Origin of the sequence: Streptomyces yerevanensis (assembly GCF_000716805.1) — a bacterium.
Taxonomy (GTDB): domain Bacteria; phylum Actinomycetota; class Actinomycetes; order Streptomycetales; family Streptomycetaceae; genus Streptomyces; species Streptomyces flaveus.
Genome location: NZ_JNWJ01000014.1, coordinates 198,545 through 217,526 on the forward strand (window position 1 = coordinate 198,545; position 18,982 = coordinate 217,526).

Annotated in this window: 17 protein-coding genes; 13 read left to right on the forward strand and 4 right to left on the reverse strand. The window is 69.6% G+C overall.

Going from position 1 to position 18,982, the window contains the following annotated elements:
• Window positions 1-91 precede the first annotated feature (91 nt).
• The 8 genes from recG to mutM all read left to right on the forward strand — a co-directional run bounded on the left by recG (window position 92) and on the right by mutM (window position 7,545).
• Window positions 92-2,290, forward strand: coding sequence for an ATP-dependent DNA helicase RecG (gene recG / locus OP79_RS17210; RefSeq protein ID WP_033321088.1), 2,199 nt, complete (start codon window positions 92-94; stop codon window positions 2,288-2,290).
• An 83-nt stretch (window positions 2,291-2,373) separates the two neighbouring features.
• Entirely contained in the window at window positions 2,374-2,961 is a 588-nt protein-coding gene (gene rsmD, locus OP79_RS17215) for a 16S rRNA (guanine(966)-N(2))-methyltransferase RsmD (protein ID WP_033321089.1), read from the forward strand.
• A 26-nt stretch (window positions 2,962-2,987) separates the two neighbouring features.
• Entirely contained in the window at window positions 2,988-3,467 is a 480-nt protein-coding gene (gene coaD / locus OP79_RS17220; RefSeq protein ID WP_211270814.1) for a pantetheine-phosphate adenylyltransferase, read from the forward strand.
• A 133-nt stretch (window positions 3,468-3,600) separates the two neighbouring features.
• On the forward strand, window positions 3,601-4,695 hold the full coding sequence (locus OP79_RS17225) for a F0F1 ATP synthase subunit B (RefSeq protein WP_033321091.1): 1,095 nt from the start codon (window positions 3,601-3,603) through the stop codon (window positions 4,693-4,695).
• Between the two features lie 172 nt (window positions 4,696-4,867).
• Window positions 4,868-5,512 (forward strand): YceD family protein, encoded by a 645-nt coding sequence (locus tag OP79_RS17230; RefSeq protein WP_033321092.1) that lies wholly within the window; start codon window positions 4,868-4,870, stop codon window positions 5,510-5,512.
• A 2-nt stretch (window positions 5,513-5,514) separates the two neighbouring features.
• Window positions 5,515-5,688, forward strand: coding sequence for a 50S ribosomal protein L32 (gene rpmF / locus OP79_RS17235; RefSeq protein ID WP_033321093.1), 174 nt, complete (start codon window positions 5,515-5,517; stop codon window positions 5,686-5,688).
• 19 nt (window positions 5,689-5,707) lie between these two features.
• Window positions 5,708-6,532, forward strand: coding sequence for a ribonuclease III (rnc, locus tag OP79_RS17240; protein WP_033321094.1), 825 nt, complete (start codon window positions 5,708-5,710; stop codon window positions 6,530-6,532).
• A 152-nt stretch (window positions 6,533-6,684) separates the two neighbouring features.
• Window positions 6,685-7,545, forward strand: coding sequence for a bifunctional DNA-formamidopyrimidine glycosylase/DNA-(apurinic or apyrimidinic site) lyase (gene mutM / locus OP79_RS17245; RefSeq protein WP_033321095.1), 861 nt, complete (start codon window positions 6,685-6,687; stop codon window positions 7,543-7,545).
• Here the strand turns inward: mutM and OP79_RS17250 are convergent.
• Together OP79_RS17250 and OP79_RS17255 are read right to left on the reverse strand one after the other, a co-directional pair.
• Window positions 7,518-7,907, reverse strand: a complete 390-nt coding sequence (locus tag OP79_RS17250; RefSeq protein ID WP_033321096.1) for a winged helix-turn-helix transcriptional regulator — start codon at window positions 7,905-7,907, stop codon at window positions 7,518-7,520. The genes mutM and OP79_RS17250 overlap by 28 nt on opposite strands.
• A gap of 69 nt (window positions 7,908-7,976) precedes the next feature.
• Window positions 7,977-9,110 (reverse strand): CAP domain-containing protein, encoded by a 1,134-nt coding sequence (locus OP79_RS17255; protein WP_033321097.1) that lies wholly within the window; start codon window positions 9,108-9,110, stop codon window positions 7,977-7,979.
• Between the two features lie 132 nt (window positions 9,111-9,242).
• Here OP79_RS17255 and OP79_RS17260 point away from each other — a divergent pair, with 132 nt between their 5' ends.
• The 4 genes from OP79_RS17260 (at window position 9,243) to OP79_RS17275 (ending at window position 15,557) form a co-directional block, all read left to right on the forward strand.
• Complete coding sequence (locus tag OP79_RS17260; RefSeq protein WP_033321098.1) at window positions 9,243-9,524, forward strand: acylphosphatase; 282 nt, start codon at window positions 9,243-9,245, stop codon at window positions 9,522-9,524.
• 391 nt (window positions 9,525-9,915) lie between these two features.
• The gene (locus OP79_RS17265) at window positions 9,916-10,119 is read left to right on the forward strand and encodes a hypothetical protein (protein ID WP_033321099.1); all 204 of its coding nucleotides are present in this window, start codon (window positions 9,916-9,918) and stop codon (window positions 10,117-10,119) included.
• A 211-nt stretch (window positions 10,120-10,330) separates the two neighbouring features.
• The gene (gene smc, locus OP79_RS17270; RefSeq protein WP_033321100.1) at window positions 10,331-13,912 is read left to right on the forward strand and encodes a chromosome segregation protein SMC; all 3,582 of its coding nucleotides are present in this window, start codon (window positions 10,331-10,333) and stop codon (window positions 13,910-13,912) included.
• A 226-nt stretch (window positions 13,913-14,138) separates the two neighbouring features.
• Entirely contained in the window at window positions 14,139-15,557 is a 1,419-nt protein-coding gene (locus OP79_RS17275) for a sugar porter family MFS transporter (protein WP_033321101.1), read from the forward strand.
• Window positions 15,558-15,578: 21 nt separating this feature from the next.
• Here the strand turns inward: OP79_RS17275 and OP79_RS17280 are convergent, their stop codons facing one another.
• Window positions 15,579-16,559 (reverse strand): LLM class flavin-dependent oxidoreductase, encoded by a 981-nt coding sequence (locus OP79_RS17280; RefSeq protein ID WP_033321102.1) that lies wholly within the window; start codon window positions 16,557-16,559, stop codon window positions 15,579-15,581.
• Between the two features lie 175 nt (window positions 16,560-16,734).
• Between OP79_RS17280 and ftsY the strand changes: the two genes are divergently transcribed.
• On the forward strand, window positions 16,735-17,931 hold the full coding sequence (gene ftsY / locus OP79_RS17285; RefSeq protein WP_033321103.1) for a signal recognition particle-docking protein FtsY: 1,197 nt from the start codon (window positions 16,735-16,737) through the stop codon (window positions 17,929-17,931).
• A 94-nt stretch (window positions 17,932-18,025) separates the two neighbouring features.
• On the opposite strand, the gene OP79_RS17290 is transcribed toward ftsY, so the two are convergent.
• Window positions 18,026-18,694 carry a bifunctional DNA primase/polymerase gene (locus OP79_RS17290; protein ID WP_033321104.1) on the reverse strand — a complete coding sequence of 223 codons (669 nt, stop codon included), beginning with the start codon at window positions 18,692-18,694 and terminating at the stop codon, window positions 18,026-18,028.
• Between the last annotated feature and the right edge of the window lie 288 nt (window positions 18,695-18,982).

Here is an 18,982-nt window from a genome sequence, read left to right on the forward strand (position 1 = left end):
GGGCCGGAGCGCGTCATCCTAGGCCTGAACAGACCCGCCTGACCAGCGGAATTCCGGGACGTATACGGCGTTGTCAGTGGCGTGGTGTGCAATGGATCTCGTGCCCGCGCTAGATGAACCACTGAAGAAGGTGCTCGGCCCCGCCACCGCGAAGGTGATGGCCGAGTTCCTCGGCCTGCACACCGTCGGCGACCTGCTGCACCACTATCCGCGCAGGTACGAGGAGCGCGGCCAGCTCACCCACCTCGCCGACCTGCCCATGGACGAGCACGTCACGGTGGTCGCCCAGGTCGCCGACGCCCGCCTGGTCACCTTCTCCTCGCCCAAGGCCCCGCGCGGGAAGGGCCAGCGCCTCGAGGTGACCATCACGGACGGCAGCGGCAGACTCCAGCTGGTCTTCTTCGGCAAGGGCGCCCACAAGCCGCACAAGGAGCTCCTGCCGGGCACGCGCGCGTTGTTCGCGGGCAAGGTCTCCGTCTTCAACCGCCGACTCCAGCTTGCGCATCCTGCCTACGAGTTGCTGCGCGGGGACGGTGAGGAGGCCATCGACAAGTGGGCCGGATCGCTCATCCCGATCTACCCTGCCACCGCCAAGCTGGAGTCCTGGAAGATCGGCAAATCCATCCAGACCGTGCTGCCGAGCGCCCAGGAGGCGGTTGATCCGCTGCCGGACTCGCTCAGGGACGGCCGTGGTCTCCTCCCCCTCCCCGAAGCGCTCCTGAAGATCCACCAGCCGCGCACCAAGGCCGACTGCACAGACGCCCGCGACCGCCTCAAGTGGGACGAGGCCTTCGTCCTCCAGGTAGCACTGGCCCGCCGCCGCTACGTGGACGCCCAACTCCCGGCCGTCGCCCGCAAACCCACCCCCGACGGCCTCCTCACCGCCTTCGACGCCAAGCTCCCCTTCACCCTCACCGAGGGCCAGCGAAAGGTCTCCAAGGAGATCTTCGACGACCTCGCCACCGAGCACCCAATGCACCGGCTGCTCCAGGGAGAGGTGGGTTCCGGAAAGACGATGGTGGCGCTGCGCGCCATGCTCGCCGTCGTCGACGCCGGCGGGCAGGCCGCCATGCTCGCGCCCACCGAAGTGCTCGCCCAGCAGCACCACCGGTCGATCACGGAGATGATGGGGGAGTTGGCCGAGGGGGGCATGCTGGGCGGTGCCGAGCAGGCCACCAAGGTGGTGCTGCTGACCGGCTCCATGGGCGCGGCCGGCCGCCGTCAGGCACTCCTCGACCTGGTCACCGGAGAGGCCGGGATCGTGATCGGCACGCATGCGCTGATCGAGGACAAGGTGCAGTTCCACGACCTCGGGCTGGTCGTCGTCGACGAACAGCACCGCTTCGGAGTGGAGCAGCGCGACGCGCTCCGCGGCAAGGGCAAGCAGCCACCGCACCTGCTCGTCATGACCGCCACACCCATCCCGCGTACGGTCGCGATGACCGTCTTCGGCGACCTGGAGACCTCCGTCCTCGACCAGCTCCCGGCCGGCCGCTCGCCGATCGCCAGCCATGTCGTCCCGGCCGCCGACAAGCCGCACTTCCTGGCGCGCGCGTGGGAGCGGGTGCGTGAGGAGGTCGGGAACGGCCATCAGGCGTACGTCGTCTGCCCCCGTATCGGCGACGAGGAGGACAGCTCGGCCAAGAAGAAGTCCCCCGAGGACGAGGCCGAGAAGCGCCCGCCCCTCGCCGTCCTCGACATCGCCGACCAGCTCGCCAAGGGGCCGCTCCAAGGGCTCAAGGTCGAGGTCCTGCACGGCCGTATGCAGCCCGACGACAAGGACGCGGTCATGCGCCGCTTCGCCGCAGGCGAGACCGACGTACTGGTCGCCACGACGGTCATCGAGGTCGGGGTCAACGTACCCAACGCCACGGTGATGGTGATCATGGACGCCGACCGCTTCGGCGTCTCCCAACTGCACCAGCTGCGCGGCCGGGTGGGCCGCGGCTCGGCGGCCGGCCTGTGCCTGCTGGTCACCGAGATGCCCGAGGCGAGCGCCGCCCGCCAGCGGCTGAACGCCGTGGCCACCACCCTCGACGGCTTCGAGCTCTCCCGTATCGACCTCGAACAGCGCCGCGAGGGCGACGTCCTCGGCCAGGCCCAGTCCGGCGCCCGTACGTCGCTGCGCATGCTCACCGTCATAGAGGACGAGGAGATCATCGCCGAGGCCCGCGAGGAGGCCGCCGCGGTCGTCGCCGCCGACCCGGACCTGGAACACCTGCCCGCCCTGCGCACCGCGCTGGACGCCCTGCTCGACGAGGAGAGAGAGCAGTACCTGGAGAAGGGCTGACAGACTGGGAACGGCCACCACAGGAGCACCCGACAGACCGCACCGCACACCGCACCACCGACAAGGACCGAGGAACAGAGGACATGACCCGCGTGATCGCCGGCACGGCCGGCGGACGCCGTCTGGCCGTCCCGCCGGGACACCGCACCCGGCCCACCTCCGACCGCGCGCGCGAGGGCCTGTTCTCCACCTGGCAGTCCCTGCTCGGTGGTCCCCTGGAGGGCGAGCGCGTCCTCGATCTGTACGCCGGCTCCGGTGCCGTAGGCCTGGAGGCACTGTCGCGCGGCGCCGGGCACACCCTCCTCGTCGAGGTCGACGCCCGCGCGGTGCGCACCCTGAAGGAGAACGTGAAATCGCTCGGGCTGCCCGGCGCCGAGGTGAGATCCGGCAAAGCGGCGCAGATCATCCGCGCGGGGGCGCCGACAGCCCCGTACGACCTGGTCTTTCTCGATCCGCCGTACGACGTCCCGGACGACGATCTTCGCGAGATACTGCTCACACTCCGTGCGGAAGGCTGGCTCACGGGCGAAGCGCTCGTCACCGTTGAACGCAGTACTAGAGGTGGCGAATTCCGGTGGCCCGGCGGTTTCGAGGCCCTGCGCTCCCGTCGCTATGGCGAGGGCACGTTTTGGTACGGTCGCGCCGCCTCTACGTGCGAAGACGCACGATGACCGGACCGGAGAGCGAGGGACCTCAGTTGCGCCGCGCCGTCTGTCCCGGGTCATTCGACCCGATCACCAACGGACATCTCGACATCATCGCCAGAGCGTCCAAGCTGTACGACGTCGTGCACGTCGCGGTGATGATCAACCAGTCCAAGAAGGGCCTCTTCGAGATCGACGAGCGGATCGACCTGATCCGCCAGGTCACCGCGGAGTTCGGGAACGTCGAGGTGGAAGCCTTCCACGGCCTCCTCGTCGACTTCTGCAAGCAGCGCGACATCCCCGCGATCGTCAAGGGACTCCGCGCGGTCAGCGACTTCGACTACGAGCTCCAGATGGCCCAGATGAACAACGGCCTCTCCGGAGTCGAGACCCTCTTCGTCCCCACCAATCCCACCTACAGCTTCCTGTCCTCCTCGCTCGTCAAGGAGGTCGCGACCTGGGGCGGCGACGTCTCCCACCTGGTGCCGCCGGTCGTCCTGGAAGCGCTCAGGGAACGCCTCAAGAAGGACTGAGCCGGGCGCCTCGAGGAGACCGGGACGGCCCCTGCGGGCTGACAGTGCGTCACCCGGTGTCGGATGGTGCGGGAGTGGCCGTACAGTCGATCCGTCCGTCTCCATCACAGCTGTAGAGAGTGGCGAGCACACGGTGGACGTGCAGAAGAAGCTCGATGAGATCGTCGCGGCGGTCGGCAGCGCCCGTTCGATGCCCATGTCGGCCTCGTGCGTGGTCAACCGCGCCGAGCTGCTCTCCCTGCTCGAAGAGGTGCGCCAGGCCCTGCCAGGCTCCCTCGCCCAGGCCCAGGAACTCATCGGCGGGCGCGAGCAGTTGGTCGAGCAGGCCCGCGAGGAGGCCCAGCGGATCATCGAGTCCGCGCACGCCGAGCGCGGCTCGCTGATCTCCGGCACCGAGGTCGCCCGCCGCTCCCAGAACGAGGCCGACCGCATCCTCGCCGAGGCCCGCAAGGAGGCCGAGGAGATCCGCGCGGAGGCCGACGAGTACGTCGACTCCAAGCTCGCCAACTTCGAGGTCGTCCTCACCAAGACCCTCGGCTCCGTCGGCCGCGGCCGCGAGAAGCTCCTCGGCACCGGACCAGGCCTCGACGAGCACGGATACGAGGACGAGGACGCGCCCGAGCGCAGCCACGACCCTCAGACCCTGCGCCGCAACGCCGATGAATACGTCGACGTCAAGCTCGGTGCCTTCGAGGCCGTCCTCGCCAAGACCCTGGACGCCGTCGGCCGCGGTCGTCAGAAGCTGCACGGCCGGATCGCCAGCGACGACCTGGGCGACCTGGGCGGCTTCGCGGACGACGGAACGCCCGTGCAGCACACCTCCGACGCCGAGTACCTGGACGGCCTCGCGGCCCCCGCGGACACCCCCGCCCGGCCCGCCGAACCGGCCCCGGCCGTTCCCGCCCAGCAGCCGTACGGCCAGCAGGACCAGCAGCAGTACGCGTATCAGCAACAGACGGACGCGTACGGCTATCAGCAGCCGTACGGCCAGCAGGACCCGTACGCGTACCAGGCGCAGCAGGCCGATCCGTACGCCGCCTATCCGCAGCAGGGCTACGACCCGAACGCCCAGCAGGCCGGATACGACCCCGGCCAGGGGCAGCAGGCCTACGGGCAGCAGCAGCCCGAGCCGCAGGCGCACGCCCTCGACGAGACCAGCCTCTTCGACACGAGCATGATCAGCGCCGAGCAGTTGCGCCAGTACGAGCAGGAGCGCGGCGGACGCTGACGGGGCGCCCATAGCGGCGTACGCCGGTGTCCGGGACCCCCGCACCCACCGGATTGGGCCGAGAGCGGAAGGTCCAGTATCCTGGCTCTTCGGTCGCGCGTTCGTCCGCGATCCACGCTGCCCGGGAACATCTGGGGCGGCGAACCTCTGAGTTTCAAGATCGAAAGCAGGAATGGCCCTGAACGCCCGCCTCGACCACCGCAACCCTCTCGTGTTCGACACACACGAGCTGGGGCGACGGCCTGGTGCGCTGCAGCGGCTGACCCGCGCGGTCGACGCTCCCAAGGACCTCGGTCTCCAGGGAGTGATCGGAGTGCCGGAAGGCGCCCCGGTGGAGCTCGAACTCCGGCTCGAGTCGGTCATGGAGGGTGTCCTGGTCACAGGCACCGCCCGGGCCGTCGCCGAGGGGGAGTGCGTAAGGTGTCTGGAACCGCTTCAGCTGGAACTCGAAGCGGACTTCCAGGAGATGTTCTCGTACCCTGACGCCGACGACCGGGGCCGCCCCAAGGGGGAACCGGCCGACGACGCCGAGGAAGACGAGGACAGGCTCTTCATCGAGGACGGCTTGTTCGACCTCGAGCCTGTGCTGCGTGATGCGGTGGTGCTCGCACTGCCGATGCAGCCGGTGTGCCAGGAAGACTGCGAAGGACTGTGCTCCGAGTGCGGAGTACGTCTCTCGGACGAACCGGGCCACCACCATGACGCCGTCGACATCCGTTGGGCGGCACTGCAGGGACTCGCCGGTTCACTCGAAGATGGCGAGAAGGACGAGATCAGCGGCGCCGAACCGGGCGCCGACGAGAAGCAGGAGAAGTAGCCGTGGCTGTTCCGAAGCGGAAGATGTCGCGCAGCAACACGCGCCACCGCCGGTCGCAGTGGAAGGCTGCGGTCCCCAACCTGGTTGCGTGCGAGCGCTGCCACGAGCCCAAGCTGCAGCACATCGCGTGCCCTGCTTGCGGCACTTACAACAAGCGCCAGGTCCTCGAGGTCTGAGCGGCTGGTGAGAGGCTTCATGTCTGACGCCAAGGCGGACGTAAACGCCAAGAAAAAGGCGGACAACACGGCCTCGTCCCACACGCTTCTGGAAGGGCGGCTCGGCTACAAGCTGGAGTCCGCCCTTCTGGTGCGTGCGCTGACCCACCGTTCGTACGCATACGAGAACGGCGGTCTGCCGACCAACGAGCGCCTGGAGTTCCTCGGGGACTCCGTACTCGGCCTCGTGGTCACGGACACGCTGTACCGCACCCACCCCGACCTGCCCGAAGGCCAGCTGGCCAAGTTGCGGGCCGCGGTGGTCAACTCGCGTGCACTGGCGGAGGTGAGCCGCGGGCTCGACCTGGGCTCCTTCATCCGGCTCGGCCGGGGTGAAGAGGGCACGGGCGGCCGGGACAAGGCGTCCATCCTTGCCGACACCCTCGAAGCGGTGATCGGCGCGGTCTATCTCGACCAGGGGCTCGACTCGGCGGCGGAGCTGGTGCACCGCCTGTTCGACCCGCTGATCGAGAAGTCCTCGAGCCTCGGTGCCGGCCTGGACTGGAAGACCAGTCTCCAGGAGCTCACCGCGACCGAGGGGCTCGGTGTGCCCGAGTACCTGGTCTCGGAGACCGGCCCGGACCACGAGAAGACCTTTACTGCTGCCGCCCGCGTCGGAGGCGTCTCGTACGGCACCGGCACCGGCCGCAGCAAGAAGGAGGCGGAGCAGCAGGCCGCGGAATCCGCGTGGCGGGAGATCCGCTCCGCCGCGGACGAGCGCCTGCGGGCGACGAAGGCCGCCGCGGACGCCGAGGGGGAGGCCGGTATCCCCTCTACCGCGAGCTCCGACACCGCTCCCGCCTGACCCACGGCCCACAGCCGTCGCCGATCGCCCGTCCCCCTGAGGGGGCGGGCGATCGTGTTCAGCAGCCCCGGGCGGGCCCGGCCAGGAGGCAGCGATACGCTGCCCCGGCTCGGAGCGCCCGAGCCGTCCGTCCACGCATCCGGAGGAGAACTGTGCCCGAGCTTCCTGAGGTCGAGGTCGTACGGCGCGGCCTTGAGCGCTGGGTCAGCGGACGGATCGTCTCCGACGTACAGGTGCTGCACCCGCGCGCGGTACGCCGGCACATCGCCGGAGGCGAGGACTTCGGCGCCCGGCTCAAGGGGCACCGCATCGGGTTGCCTCAACGCCGCGGCAAGTACCTCTGGCTGCCGCTCGCCGACCAGCCCAGCGCCGTCCTCGCGCACCTGGGCATGAGCGGACAGCTGCTCGTCCAGCCGGAGGACGCGCTCGACGAGAAGCACCTGCGGATCCGCGTCCGCTTCGACGACACCCTCAACACCGAACTCCGCTTCGTCGACCAACGCACCTTCGGCGGGCTCTCGTTGCACACGACCACTCCCGAAGGACTGCCCGACGTCATCGCGCACATCGCCCGCGACCCACTGGACCCGCAGTTCGACGACGCCGCCTTCCACGAGGCGCTGCGGAGACGGCGTACGACCATCAAGCGGGCCCTGCTCGACCAGTCGCTGATCAGCGGTGTCGGCAACATCTACGCGGATGAGGCGCTGTGGCGCTCGCGACTGCACTACGAGCGTCCGACCACCGGTTTCACCCGCCCGCGCACCGCCGAACTCCTCGGCCACGTACGGGATGTGCTGTACGAGGCCCTCACCGCCGGCGGCACCAGCTTCGACAGCCTGTACGTGAACGTGAACGGCGAGTCCGGCTACTTCGACCGGTCCCTCGACGCCTACGGGCGGGAGGGCGAGCCGTGCCGGCGCTGCGGCACCGTGATCCGGCGGCGGCCCTGGATGAACCGGTCCAGCTACTTCTGCCCGCGCTGTCAGCGAGTGCCGCGCGTCGCGTCGTAACGCTCGCGTGCCGCCAGGACCTCGCCCATGTGCCCCTCCATGAAGTGGATGAGGGACAGCAGCCGCTCGGCGACCCCGCGGCCCAGCGGCGTGAGTTCGTAGTCCACGCGCGGCGGGTTCGTGGGCTGTGCCTCGCGGTGCACCAGACCGTCGCGCTCCAGCGCGTGCAGAGTCTGGGAGAGCATCTTCTCGCTCACGCCGTCGATGCGCCGACGCAGCTCGTTGAAGCGGAACGGGCCGTCGTACAACGCCCCGAGCGTGAGCCCGCCCCAGCGCCCCGTGACGTGCTCCAGGGTGCCCCGCGAGGGACACGCCTTGGAGAACACGTCGAACGGAAGATCCTGTGTCTCCGTGAGGTCCATACCTTCAGCGTACTCTGGCACAGCGCCTACCGGCAGGTGGCGCTAACCAAGAGAAACCGCTCAGTAGCCTCAGTAGCCGAAGTCCTGCGTCCACCAGGGGCCGCCCGCAGCGAAGTGGGCGCCGACTCCCAGGGTCTTGAAGTCGCAGTTCAGGATGTTCTCGCGGTGGCCGGGGCTGTTCATCCAGGCCTCCATGACCGCCTCGGCGTCGGCCTGGCCGCGGGCGATGTTCTCACCGCCGAGGTTCGCGATGCCGAGCACGTCCGCCCGGTCCCAGGGGGTGGCCCCGCTCGGGTCGGTGTGGTCGAAGAAGTCCAGCTCGGCCATGTCCTCGCTGAATGCCTGGGCCAACTTGGCGAGCGTGCCGGACGCCGTCACAGGGCTGCAGCCCACCTTCTCCCGCTCCTGGTTCACCAGCTTGAGCACCTCGGCCTCGGCCGCGGTCTGCGGGGACACCGCCTTGGGCGGGGTGGGCTTGGGCACCTTCGTGGCCGTGCGCTCCGGAGTGGGCTTCGGCTTCGACTTCTCCGGAGTCTTCGTGGTCGGCTTCGCGGAGGGCTTCTTCGTGGGCTCCTCCGTCGGCTTCGTGGGCGTCGGCGAGGGCGAGGGGGAGCGCTCGGTGTCACGGCTCGTGCCCGAGTCGTCGCGGTCGTTCGTGGAGCCGTCCGCACCGCCCTGGGCGCCGAGGCCGGTCGGGAAGTCCGAGGTCTGCACATTGCCCGCGTTGTTGCCGCCGGCCGTGTTGGTGTCACCGCCGCCGGGCAGCAGCCCGGAGGCGACCGCGACGGCGCCCATCGCGACGGCCGCGGAGACGCCGAGCAGGCCGGTGCGCACGGGCACCGCGGTCTTGGCCTTCTTACGGCGGCGATGCGAGCGCCCGGCGGGCGCGAAGCTGGTGGTGGCGTACGCGTCGACGTCGCCCGTCGAGTAGAGGTAGGCGGCGCTCCCCGGGGCGCTGTCGCCCGCGGCGAACAGGTAGGCGTCACTGTGCGCGTAGGCCTCACCGTGCGCATAGGCATCGTTCTGCGCGTGGTGGGCATGGGTCTCGTAGCGACCCTGGCCGGCCGCCGAGATGGCCGCGGTCGCGTAATCACCCGCGCCGGCCGTTGAGTAACCGCCGGAGTATGTTCCGTACGTTTGAGTGACGCCGGTGGCGCGGCCTGTGGCGGCGCGGCCGGCGGCGGAGCGTCGGTGGCGTCCCATCTCCTGGCCTTCCTCATCCTTGCAGTCAACGTGCCCCACTCGAACGAGTGAGGTGCATTGCGTCGGGACGGTACCGCATGACGCAGGGGGGAGGGAGTGCTCGCAGGCCAAATGACTGGTTAGCGTGCCCCCATGAACGACGATGTGCGACTCGTGGCATGGGTACGCGGAAGTGTCCAGGGTGTGGGTTTCCGCTGGTTCACGCGCGCCAAGGCGCTGGAGCTCGGCGGCCTGAGTGGCTTTGCTCTCAATTTGCCGGACGGACGGGTTCAGGTGGTCGCCGAGGGCCCGCGGTCGCGATGTGAGGGCTTGCTCGACTGGCTGCGAGGGGACGACACACCCGGCCGGGTCGACGGAGTCACTGAGATTTGGGACACGTCCAGGGGCGGCTACGACGGCTTCGCCATCCGCTGAGATCCACCGCTTCTCGTCGGCCACAACACCGCAGGCCGGGGTGCGAGAGGGGTCCGGGGTGCCTGCCCGGGGCGGAAACTACCTGGTGGTTGCCAAGAACCGCTTGCCGTGGCAGGCTCGCGAGGTAAGGATGATCTCTACGCCCTCAGGGTCCCGAAGGAGAGGCAGCGCCGCCCGTTTTCAGGCCGCGCGCCCCGGGTTGCCCGTCAATACGGGGCGTGATCGTGTTGACCGTCAAACTTTTTGGTGAGACGCTGAAAACCCCGCGCACCTTAGATGTTTGGCATGTAAGAACGGCAGCAACAACTGAACAGTGCCAAGCACCACGGGTGCGATTCCCTCACGACCCACACCGCTTCGGTCGGTCACTCATTGTGGAGGACCATCCATCATGGCAAAGGCGCTTCTCGGTTACGTCGGCGGCTCCGACCCGCGACTCATTGCCGAGATGCGACGGCTCCAGCAGCGCGTCCAGGACCTGGAATCCGAGCTCGTACGGATCCAGGCCGAAAACGACGAGCTCGCGGCTGCCGCTTCTCACGACTCGTTTCTCGAAAGCATCGACGTACCCCAGGCGGAGCCTGCGCTCACCTGACCACTCCGGCAACGACGCCGCCAGTGATCAGGCTGTCCGTGTCAGCCGCTAACCAGTGTTGCAAGGGACGCTTCGGCGTCCCTTCTTTTTGCTCCCGAGTCTGTCCCGCGCACTCTTTCACTCTCTTTAACGTCTGGTGTGCCCTGCACGTTCATGGGTGAAACCGTTCGTTCATGGAGTGAGACAGACCCGGAAGGTAGAGTCCAGCGCCGTGCACCTCAAGGCCCTGACCCTCCGAGGGTTCAAGTCGTTCGCCTCTGCGACCACGCTCCGGTTCGAGCCGGGGATCACGTGTGTCGTCGGTCCGAACGGCTCGGGCAAGTCCAATGTCGTGGACGCGCTCAGCTGGGTCATGGGCGAGCAGGGCGCCAAGTCGCTGCGCGGCGGCAAGATGGAGGACGTCATCTTCGCCGGCACCACCGGGCGCCCGCCGCTCGGCCGTGCCGAGGTGTCCCTCACCATCGACAACTCCGACGGCGCGCTGCCCATCGAGTACGCCGAGGTCACCATCACGCGGATCATGTTCCGCAACGGTGGCAGCGAGTACCAGATCAACGGCGACACCTGCCGGCTGCTGGACATCCAGGAACTCCTGTCCGACTCCGGCATCGGCCGCGAGATGCACGTCATCGTCGGCCAGGGCCAGCTCGACTCCGTGCTGCACGCCGATCCGATGGGCCGCCGTGCCTTCATCGAGGAGGCCGCGGGCGTCCTCAAGCACCGTAAGCGCAAGGAGAAGGCGCTGCGGAAGCTGGACGCGATGCAGGCGAACCTCGCACGCGTGCAGGACCTGACGGACGAACTGCGGCGCCAGCTCAAGCCGCTCGGCCGGCAGGCGGCCGTCGCACGCCGGGCCGCCGTCATCCAGGCCGACCTGAGGGACGCCCGGCTGCGGCTGCTCGCCGACGACCTCGTACGACTCCGCCAGGCGCTCCAGGCCGAGATCGCCGACGAGGCCGCGCTCAAGGAACGCAAGGACGCCGCCGAGGCCGAGCTGAAGAAGGCGCTCCAGCGGGAGGCGCAGCTCGAGGACGAGGTGCGGCGCCTCACACCGCGGCTCCAGCGGGCACAGCAGACCTGGCACGAACTGTCGCAGCTAGCCGAGCGGGTGCGCGGCACGATCTCGCTGGCCGACGCCCGGGTCAAGAGTGCGACCTCCGTGCCGCCCGAGGAGCGGCGCGGGCGCGATCCCGAGGACATGGAGCGCGAGGCCGCACGGATCCGTGAGCAGGAGGCCGAACTCGAAGCGGCCCTCGAGGCGGCCGAGCGGGCACTGGAGGACACGGTCGCGCACCGGGCCGATCTTGAGCGCGAACTGGCACTGGAGGAACGACGCCTGAAAGACGTGGCCCGCTCCATCGCCGACCGCCGCGAAGGGCTCGCCCGGCTGAACGGCCAGGTCAACGCGGCCCGTTCGCGCGCCGCCTCCGCCCAGGCCGAGATCGACCGCCTCGCCTCCGCACGGGACGAGGCCCAGGAGCGGGCGGTCGCGGCGCAGGAGGAGTACGAGGCGCTCAAGGCCGAGGTCGACGGTCTGGACGAGGGCGACGCGGAGCTGGCCGAACGGCACGAGGCGGCCAAGTCGGCGCTGGCTCAGGCGGAGTCCGCCCTGGCGGCGGCCCGCGAGGCGACCACCTCCGCGGAGCGCAAGCGCGCCGCCACCCAGGCCCGCCACGAGGCCCTGGCCCTCGGCCTGCGCCGCAAGGACGGCACGGGTGCCCTGCTCGGAGCGAAGGACCGGCTCAGCGGCCTGCTGGGCCCGGCCGCCGAACTCCTGTCGGTCACCCCGGGCTACGAGGTCGCCCTGGCCGCCGCCTTCGGAGTGGCAGCGGACGCCATCGCGGTCACCAGCCCCGACTCGGCCGCCGACGCCATCCGCCTGCTCCGCAAGCAGGACGCGGGGCGAGCCGCCCTGCTGCTGGCGGGGGCACCCGAGGAGGCGCCGACATCGGGCGACGGCGCCCCCAGCGACGTAACTCCGGAGCACAGCGGGCCTCCATACGCCGCCGATCTCGTCCGTGGACCCGCCGACCTCATGCCCGCCGTACGGCGGTTGCTGCGGGGCATCGTCGTGGTGGGGACCCTCGAGGACGCCGAGGATCTGGTGAGTGCGCGGCCGGAGCTGACCGCTGTGACCACCGAAGGCGATCTGCTCGGGGCGCACTTCGCGCACGGGGGGTCCGCCGGGGCGCCGAGTCTGCTCGAGGTACAGGCGTCCGTCGACGAAGCCGCGGCGGAGCTGGAAGAACTCGCCGTGCGGTGCGAGGAGTTGAGCGAGGCGCAGCATCTCACCGCCGAGCAGCGAAAGGAACGGGCCGCGCTCGTCGAGGAGTTGGGGGAGCGGCGGCGGGCCGGGGAGCGGGAGAGATCGGCGGTCGCCCAGCAGCTCGGACGGCTGGCCGGGCAGGCCCGAGGGGCTGCAGGGGAGGCCGAGCGGAGCACCGCCGCCGCCGCGCGGGCACAGGAGGCCCTCGACAGGGCCCTGGAGGAAGTCGAAGAGCTGGCCGAACGGCTCGCCGTGGCCGAGGAGATGCCCGTCGAGGAGGAGCCCGACACCTCCGTACGGGACCGGCTCGCCGCCGACGGCGCCAACGCACGGCAGACCGAGATGGAAGCCCGGCTCCAGGCGCGTACGCACGAGGAACGGGTCAAAGGGCTGGCCGGGCGGGCCGACTCGCTCGACCGGGCAGCGCGCGCCGAACGTGAGGCACGCGCGCGTGCCGAACAGCGCAGGGCGCGGCTGAGGCACGAGGCCGCCGTCGCCGAAGCCGTCGCCTCAGGTGCGCGGCAGCTCCTCGCGCACGTCGAGGTCTCGGTGGGCCGGGCGGAGGAAGAGCGGGCCGCCGCCGAGAGCGCCAAGGCCCTGCGGGAGCAGGATCTCGTCGCCGCCCGGAACGCAGGGCGCGACCTGAAGGCCGAGCTCGACAAGCTCACGGACTCCGTGCACCGCGGCGAGGTGCTCGGCGCCGAGAAGCGGCTGCGGATCGAGCAGCTGGAGACGAAGGCGCTGGAGGAGCTCGGTGTGGAGCCGGCGGGGCTTGTCGCCGACTACGGCCCCGACCAGCTCGTACCGCCCTCACCGCCCGCCGAGGGCGAAGAGCTGCCCGAAGACCCCGAGCACCCGCGCAACCAGCCCCGGCCGTTCGTCCGCGCCGAGCAGGAGAAGCGGCTCAAGTCGACCGAGCGGGCGTACCAGCAGCTCGGCAAGGTCAACCCGCTGGCCCTGGAGGAGTTCGCCGCACTCGAGGAACGCCACCAGTTCCTCAGCGAGCAGCTGGAGGACCTCAAGAAGACGCGCGCCGATCTTCTCCAGGTGGTGAAGGAGGTCGACGAGCGTGTCGAACAGGTCTTCAGCGAGGCGTTCTGGGACACGGCCCGGGAGTTCGAGGGCGTCTTCAGCAGGCTGTTCCCGGGTGGGGACGGGCGGCTGATCCTGACCGACCCCGACAACATGCTCACCACGGGCGTGGACGTGGAGGCCCGGCCTCCGGGCAAGAAGGTCAAGCGCCTCAGCCTGCTGTCCGGCGGCGAGCGCTCGCTGACCGCCGTGGCGATGCTCGTGTCGATCTTCAAGGCGCGACCCAGCCCGTTCTATGTGATGGACGAGGTCGAGGCGGCGCTCGACGACACCAACCTGCAGCGGCTGATCCGCATCATGCAGGAGCTGCAGGAAGCCTCGCAGCTGATCGTGATCACCCATCAGAAACGCACGATGGAGGTCGCCGACGCGCTGTACGGCGTCTCGATGCAGGGCGACGGGGTATCGAAGGTCATCAGCCAGCGGCTTCGGTAGCTCGGCTTCGCCGGCTCTCGGACGGCTTGGCAGTTGCGTGACGGTCACAGCATGGGCACACCATTCAAGCAGCGAACACAAAACCCTTACCTGTTTATGGTCTTGCTCTCATCTAGCCCGGTTGACTTCAAAACTTGAAGGAATAGCCTCGGAAACGTTGCTTTTACCTTCAGTTGAAGGGCTTGCCCACCCCCCGGCAGCGAGGCCGGCGGCCCGAGGAGTACACGTGACCAGCGCAGCACAGGCATCCAAGTCAGGAGCCCGAGAGGCTCATCCCGAACACCTCGGGCACGTCATCTTCATCGCGGCGGCGGCCGCGATGGGCGGCTTCCTCTTCGGCTACGACAGCGCCGTGATCAACGGCGCCGTCGAAGCCATCCGAGACCGCTACGACATCGGCTCCGCGGCCCTGGCGCAGGTCATCGCCGTCGCGCTGATCGGCTGCGCGATCGGCGCCGCCACAGCGGGCCGCATCGCCGACCGCATAGGCCGCATCCGCTGCATGCAGATCTCGGCCGTCCTCTTCATCGTCAGCGCCGTCGGCTCCGCACTGCCCTTCGCGCTGTACGACCTCGCCTTCTGGCGCATCGTCGGCGGCTTCGCCATCGGTATGGCCTCCGTGATCGGCCCCGCCTACATCGCCGAGGTCGCCCCCGCCGCGTACCGCGGACGCCTCGGCTCCTTCCAGCAGGCCGCGATCGTCATCGGCATCGCCGTATCCCAGCTCGTCAACTGGGGCATCCTGAACGCCGCGGACGGCGACCAGCGCGGCACCCTGATGGGCCTGGAAGCCTGGCAGGTCATGCTCGGCGTCATGGTCGTCCCCGCCGTCCTGTACGGACTGCTCTCCTTCGCCATCCCCGAGTCGCCCCGCTACCTCATCTCCGCCGGCAAGGAGACCCGCGCCCGCGAGGTGCTCGCCGAGGTCGAGGGCAAGGACATCGACCTGGACGCCCGCGTGCGGGAGATCGAGCACGCCATGAAGAGCGAGCACAAGTCGACCTTCAGGGACCTGCTCGGCGGCAGCTTCTTCTTCAAGCCGATCGTCTGGATCGGCATCGGGCTCTCCGTCTTCCAGCAGTTCGTCGGCATCAACGTCGCGTTCTACTACTCCTCGACGCTGTGGCAGTCGGTCGGCGTCGACCCGACGGAGTCGTTCTTCTACTCGTTCACGACGTCGATCATCAACATCGTCGGCACCGTGATCGCCATGATCTTCGTCGACCGGATCGGCCGCAGGCCCCTCGCGCTCATCGGTTCCGTGGGCATGGTCGTCGGTCTCGCCCTGGAGGCCTGGGCCTTCTCCTTCGACCTCGTCGACGGCAAGCTGCCGGCCACCCAGGGCTGGGTCGCACTGATCGCCGCCCACGTCTTCGTGCTCTTCTTCGCCCTCTCCTGGGGCGTGGTCGTCTGGGTCTTCCTCGGCGAGATGTTCCCGAACAAGATCCGCGCCGCCGCCCTCGGCGTAGCCGCCTCCGCGCAGTGGATCGCCAACTGGGCCATCACCGCGAGCTTCCCGTCCCTGGCCGACTGGAACCTCTCCCTGACGTACGTGATCTACACCGTCTTCGCAGCCCTCTCCATCCCCTTCGTGCTCAAGTTCGTCACGGAGACCAAGGGCAAGGCGCTGGAGGAGATGGGATAGGCCAGGCCGTACGGCCCCGGCTCAGCCCTCCGCGGCCTTGAGCCGGGGCAGCACGTTCTCGCAGAACAGATGCATGCTCCGCCAGCCCTCGTCGACCGGCATCCCGCCGGACAACGGATGCAGTACGTAGTTCTCGAGGCCCTGCGCCAGGCACTCGTCCGGCGTCACAATCCGGTACACACCCTCCGCGCGCAGCTCGTCGACCGTCGTCGCCCCCGACTTCACCGCGGAACGGATGTCGCCGGACTGCCAGGACGCGTACGTCCGCGCCTCGTGCAGGAAGTGCTCCCCGTGCTCCGCCCACACCCGGTCCGGGTCCTCGGCCAGGTGCAACAGCGGGGTCTCGGCCGGAGGCATCATCGTCCAGCCCTCCGTGCCGTACTCGACGAGACGCTCCTTGTAGTACGCCTCCAGTTCCGGCAGATGCGCGCTCGGGAAGAACGGCAGCCCCAGCCGAGCGGCACGCCGGGCCGCCGCCTGCGAGGAGCCGCCGACCAGCAGCAGCGGATGCGGCCGGGTGTACGGACGCGGGGTGATCCGGACCGTACGGCCGCGGTACTCGAAGTCCTCGCCCGTCCACGCCTTGAGCAGCGTCTCCAGCAGCTCGTCCTGGAGCTTGCCGCGCCGCTTCCACTCGACGTCGAAGAGCGCGTACTCCTCGGGGCGGTAGCCGATCCCCGCGACCGTCACCAGCCGGCCGCCGCTGATCAGGTCGAGTACGGCGATCTCCTCGGCCAGCCGCAGCGGATCGTGCAGCGGGCCGATGATCGCCGAGACCGTGACCGCGATCCGGCGGGTGGCGCCGAAGACAGCGCCGGCGAAGGTGAAGGGGGAGGGCAGCCAGTTGTTGGCGGCACCGTGGTGCTCCTCGGTCTGCACGGTGGTCATCCCGCGGTCGTCGGCGTACGCGGCCATCTCCAGGGCGGCCTGGTAGCGGGCGCTGAGGGATTCGCTCGTCGCGTCGGGCTCCACCAGATTGAAACGTACGACCGTCACGGGCATGGCGGGTCCTCCTTCGGGCGGGTTCCGGAGAAGGGGGACGGTAGCTGACGGGGCGTCAGACAGCCATAGTCGCGACATCGGGGCCACACTCTGGAAACACCCCGCGCATCCTGGCGGTGCGCGCCCGTGAGCGGAGAAAGACGGCGGGTGGAGGGTCGCGCATACTGGGTCCGTTATGGAAATCGTCATCCTTCTTGTAGTCATCGCCGTGGTCGTGATCGGTGCGCTCGGCGGGCTCGTCGTCGGCAGCCGCCGACGGAAGCAGCCGCCCCCGCCGCCTCCCGCCACGCCCGACATCACCGCCCCTCCTGCCGAGCCGCACGTCGGCGACGAGGCCGAGACGCCGCGCGAGGAACCGCGCCGCACGATCGAGGAGGTGGATCTTCCGGACACCTCGGGGGCCGTTGCCGTCGAGGAACGCCCGGCCGCACCCGAGATCGAGATCCCGGAGCCGACCGCCGGACGCCTGGTGCGTCTGCGCGCCCGGCTCTCCCGCTCGCAGAACGCGCTCGGCAAGGGGCTGCTCACGCTCCTCTCGCGCGAGCACCTGGACGAGGACACCTGGGAGGAGATCGAGGAGACGCTGCTCACCGCCGATGTCGGCGTGCAGCCCACCCAGGAGCTGGTCGAGCGGCTGCGCGAGCACGTGAAGGTGCTCGGCACCCGTACGCCCGAGGAGCTGCGCGGCCTGCTGCGTGCGGAGCTGCTCACGCTGATCGGCCCCGACATGGACCGCACCGTGAAGACGGAGCCCGAGGCCAGCAAGCCCGGCATCGTGATGGTCGTCGGCGTCAACGGCACCGGCAAGACCACCACCACCGGCAAACTCGCTCGCGTCCTGGTGGCGGACGGCCGCACCGTCGTACTGGGCGCCGCCGACACCTTCCGTGCCGCCGCCGCCGATCAGCTCCAGACCTGGGGCGAGCGGGTCGGCGCGTACACCGTGCGCGGGCCCGAGGCCGGCGATCCCGCTTCCGTGGCCTTCGACGCGGTCAAGGAGGGCAAGGAGATGGGCTCGGACGTCGTGCTCATCGACACCGCGGGGCGCCTGCACACCAAGACCGGCCTGATGGATGAGCTGGGCAAGGTCAAGCGCGTGGTCGAGAAGCACGCGCCGCTCGACGAGATCCTGCTGGTCCTGGACGCCACCACCGGTCAGAACGGCCTCGTCCAGGCCCGTGTCTTCGCCGAGGTCGTCGACATCACCGGCATCGTCCTGACCAAGCTCGACGGCACGGCCAAGGGTGGCATCGTCATCGCCGTCCAGCGCGAGCTGGGCGTACCGGTCAAGCTCGTGGGTCTCGGCGAGGGCGCGGACGACCTGGCGCCGTTCGAGCCGGAGGCGTTCGTTGACGCTCTTATCGGCGACTAACCGCCCCGTAACGTTACGGGGTGCTAGGAGGAGAAGCGCGCGTTCCCGAGGTGCAGTCGGGGACGCGCGCTTCGCTGTTGCCACCCCCGCAGGGCTACGCCCGCGACCGGTGCGCCACGTAAGCCAGTGTCCCCAGCAGCAGTCGGGCCGCGGGCGGCTTTGTCGCCGAGTCGAGGGCGGGGGAGCGGAGCCAGTGGACCGGGCCGAGGCCGGCGCGGTCGGAGGGTGGGGCGGTGATATAGGTGCCGTGGCTGAAGCCGTGCAGGTCGAGGGTGGCGTCGTCCCAGTCCCAGCCCATGCGGTAGAGGAGCTCGGGCAGTTCGGCCGCTGTGCCGGGGGCGACGAAGAAGTGGGCGCGGCCCTCGGGGGTGGCCGTCACGGGGCCGAGCGGGAGGCCCATCCGTTCGAGGCGGATCAGTGCGCGTCGTCCGGCGGGTTCGGCGACCTCGATCACGTCGAAGGCGCGTCCCACCGGCAGCATCACGGCGGCGCCGGGGAAGTCGGTCCAGGCCTCGGTCGCCTGGTCGAGCGTGGCGCCGGCCGGGATGACGGGGGCGAAGTCCAGCGGGTGTGCGCCGGGTGCCGGGCAGTCGGTCCGGCCGCAGGAGCAGGAGCCCGCGGCCGCTCGGGCGCCGGGCACCACGTCCCAGCCCCACAGTCCGGTGAACTCGGCCACGGTGGTGCACTCAGAGGAGCGGCCGCGGCGGCGTGAGCCGGGCCTGATCTCGCGCATCCCACGGCTGCCGCCGATCGTGAAGCCCATGCCCCCTCCAACAGGTTCAGCGCACCGATGGTTACGTGGCGGAATCAGGACGTAACCCTGAGTTCCCGGCGCCGGCTTGGGTCAAGCGGCGTCCAGAAGCGCTCCGGGTGGTGCGCTTGGCTCTGTGCGCTCCGGTGTGCACCGTTCCGCCTCTCCTGGCTGTCCTGTGTCAAGTGAATCGCGGTCCGGCAACAGGGAGTTCATTCGAAGGGGTGGCGAATGGTGGCGTTTCTGCGTCCGCCATGGTCCAAGTGGTGATCGTAGGATTACTGTGAGTGCACGACTCCT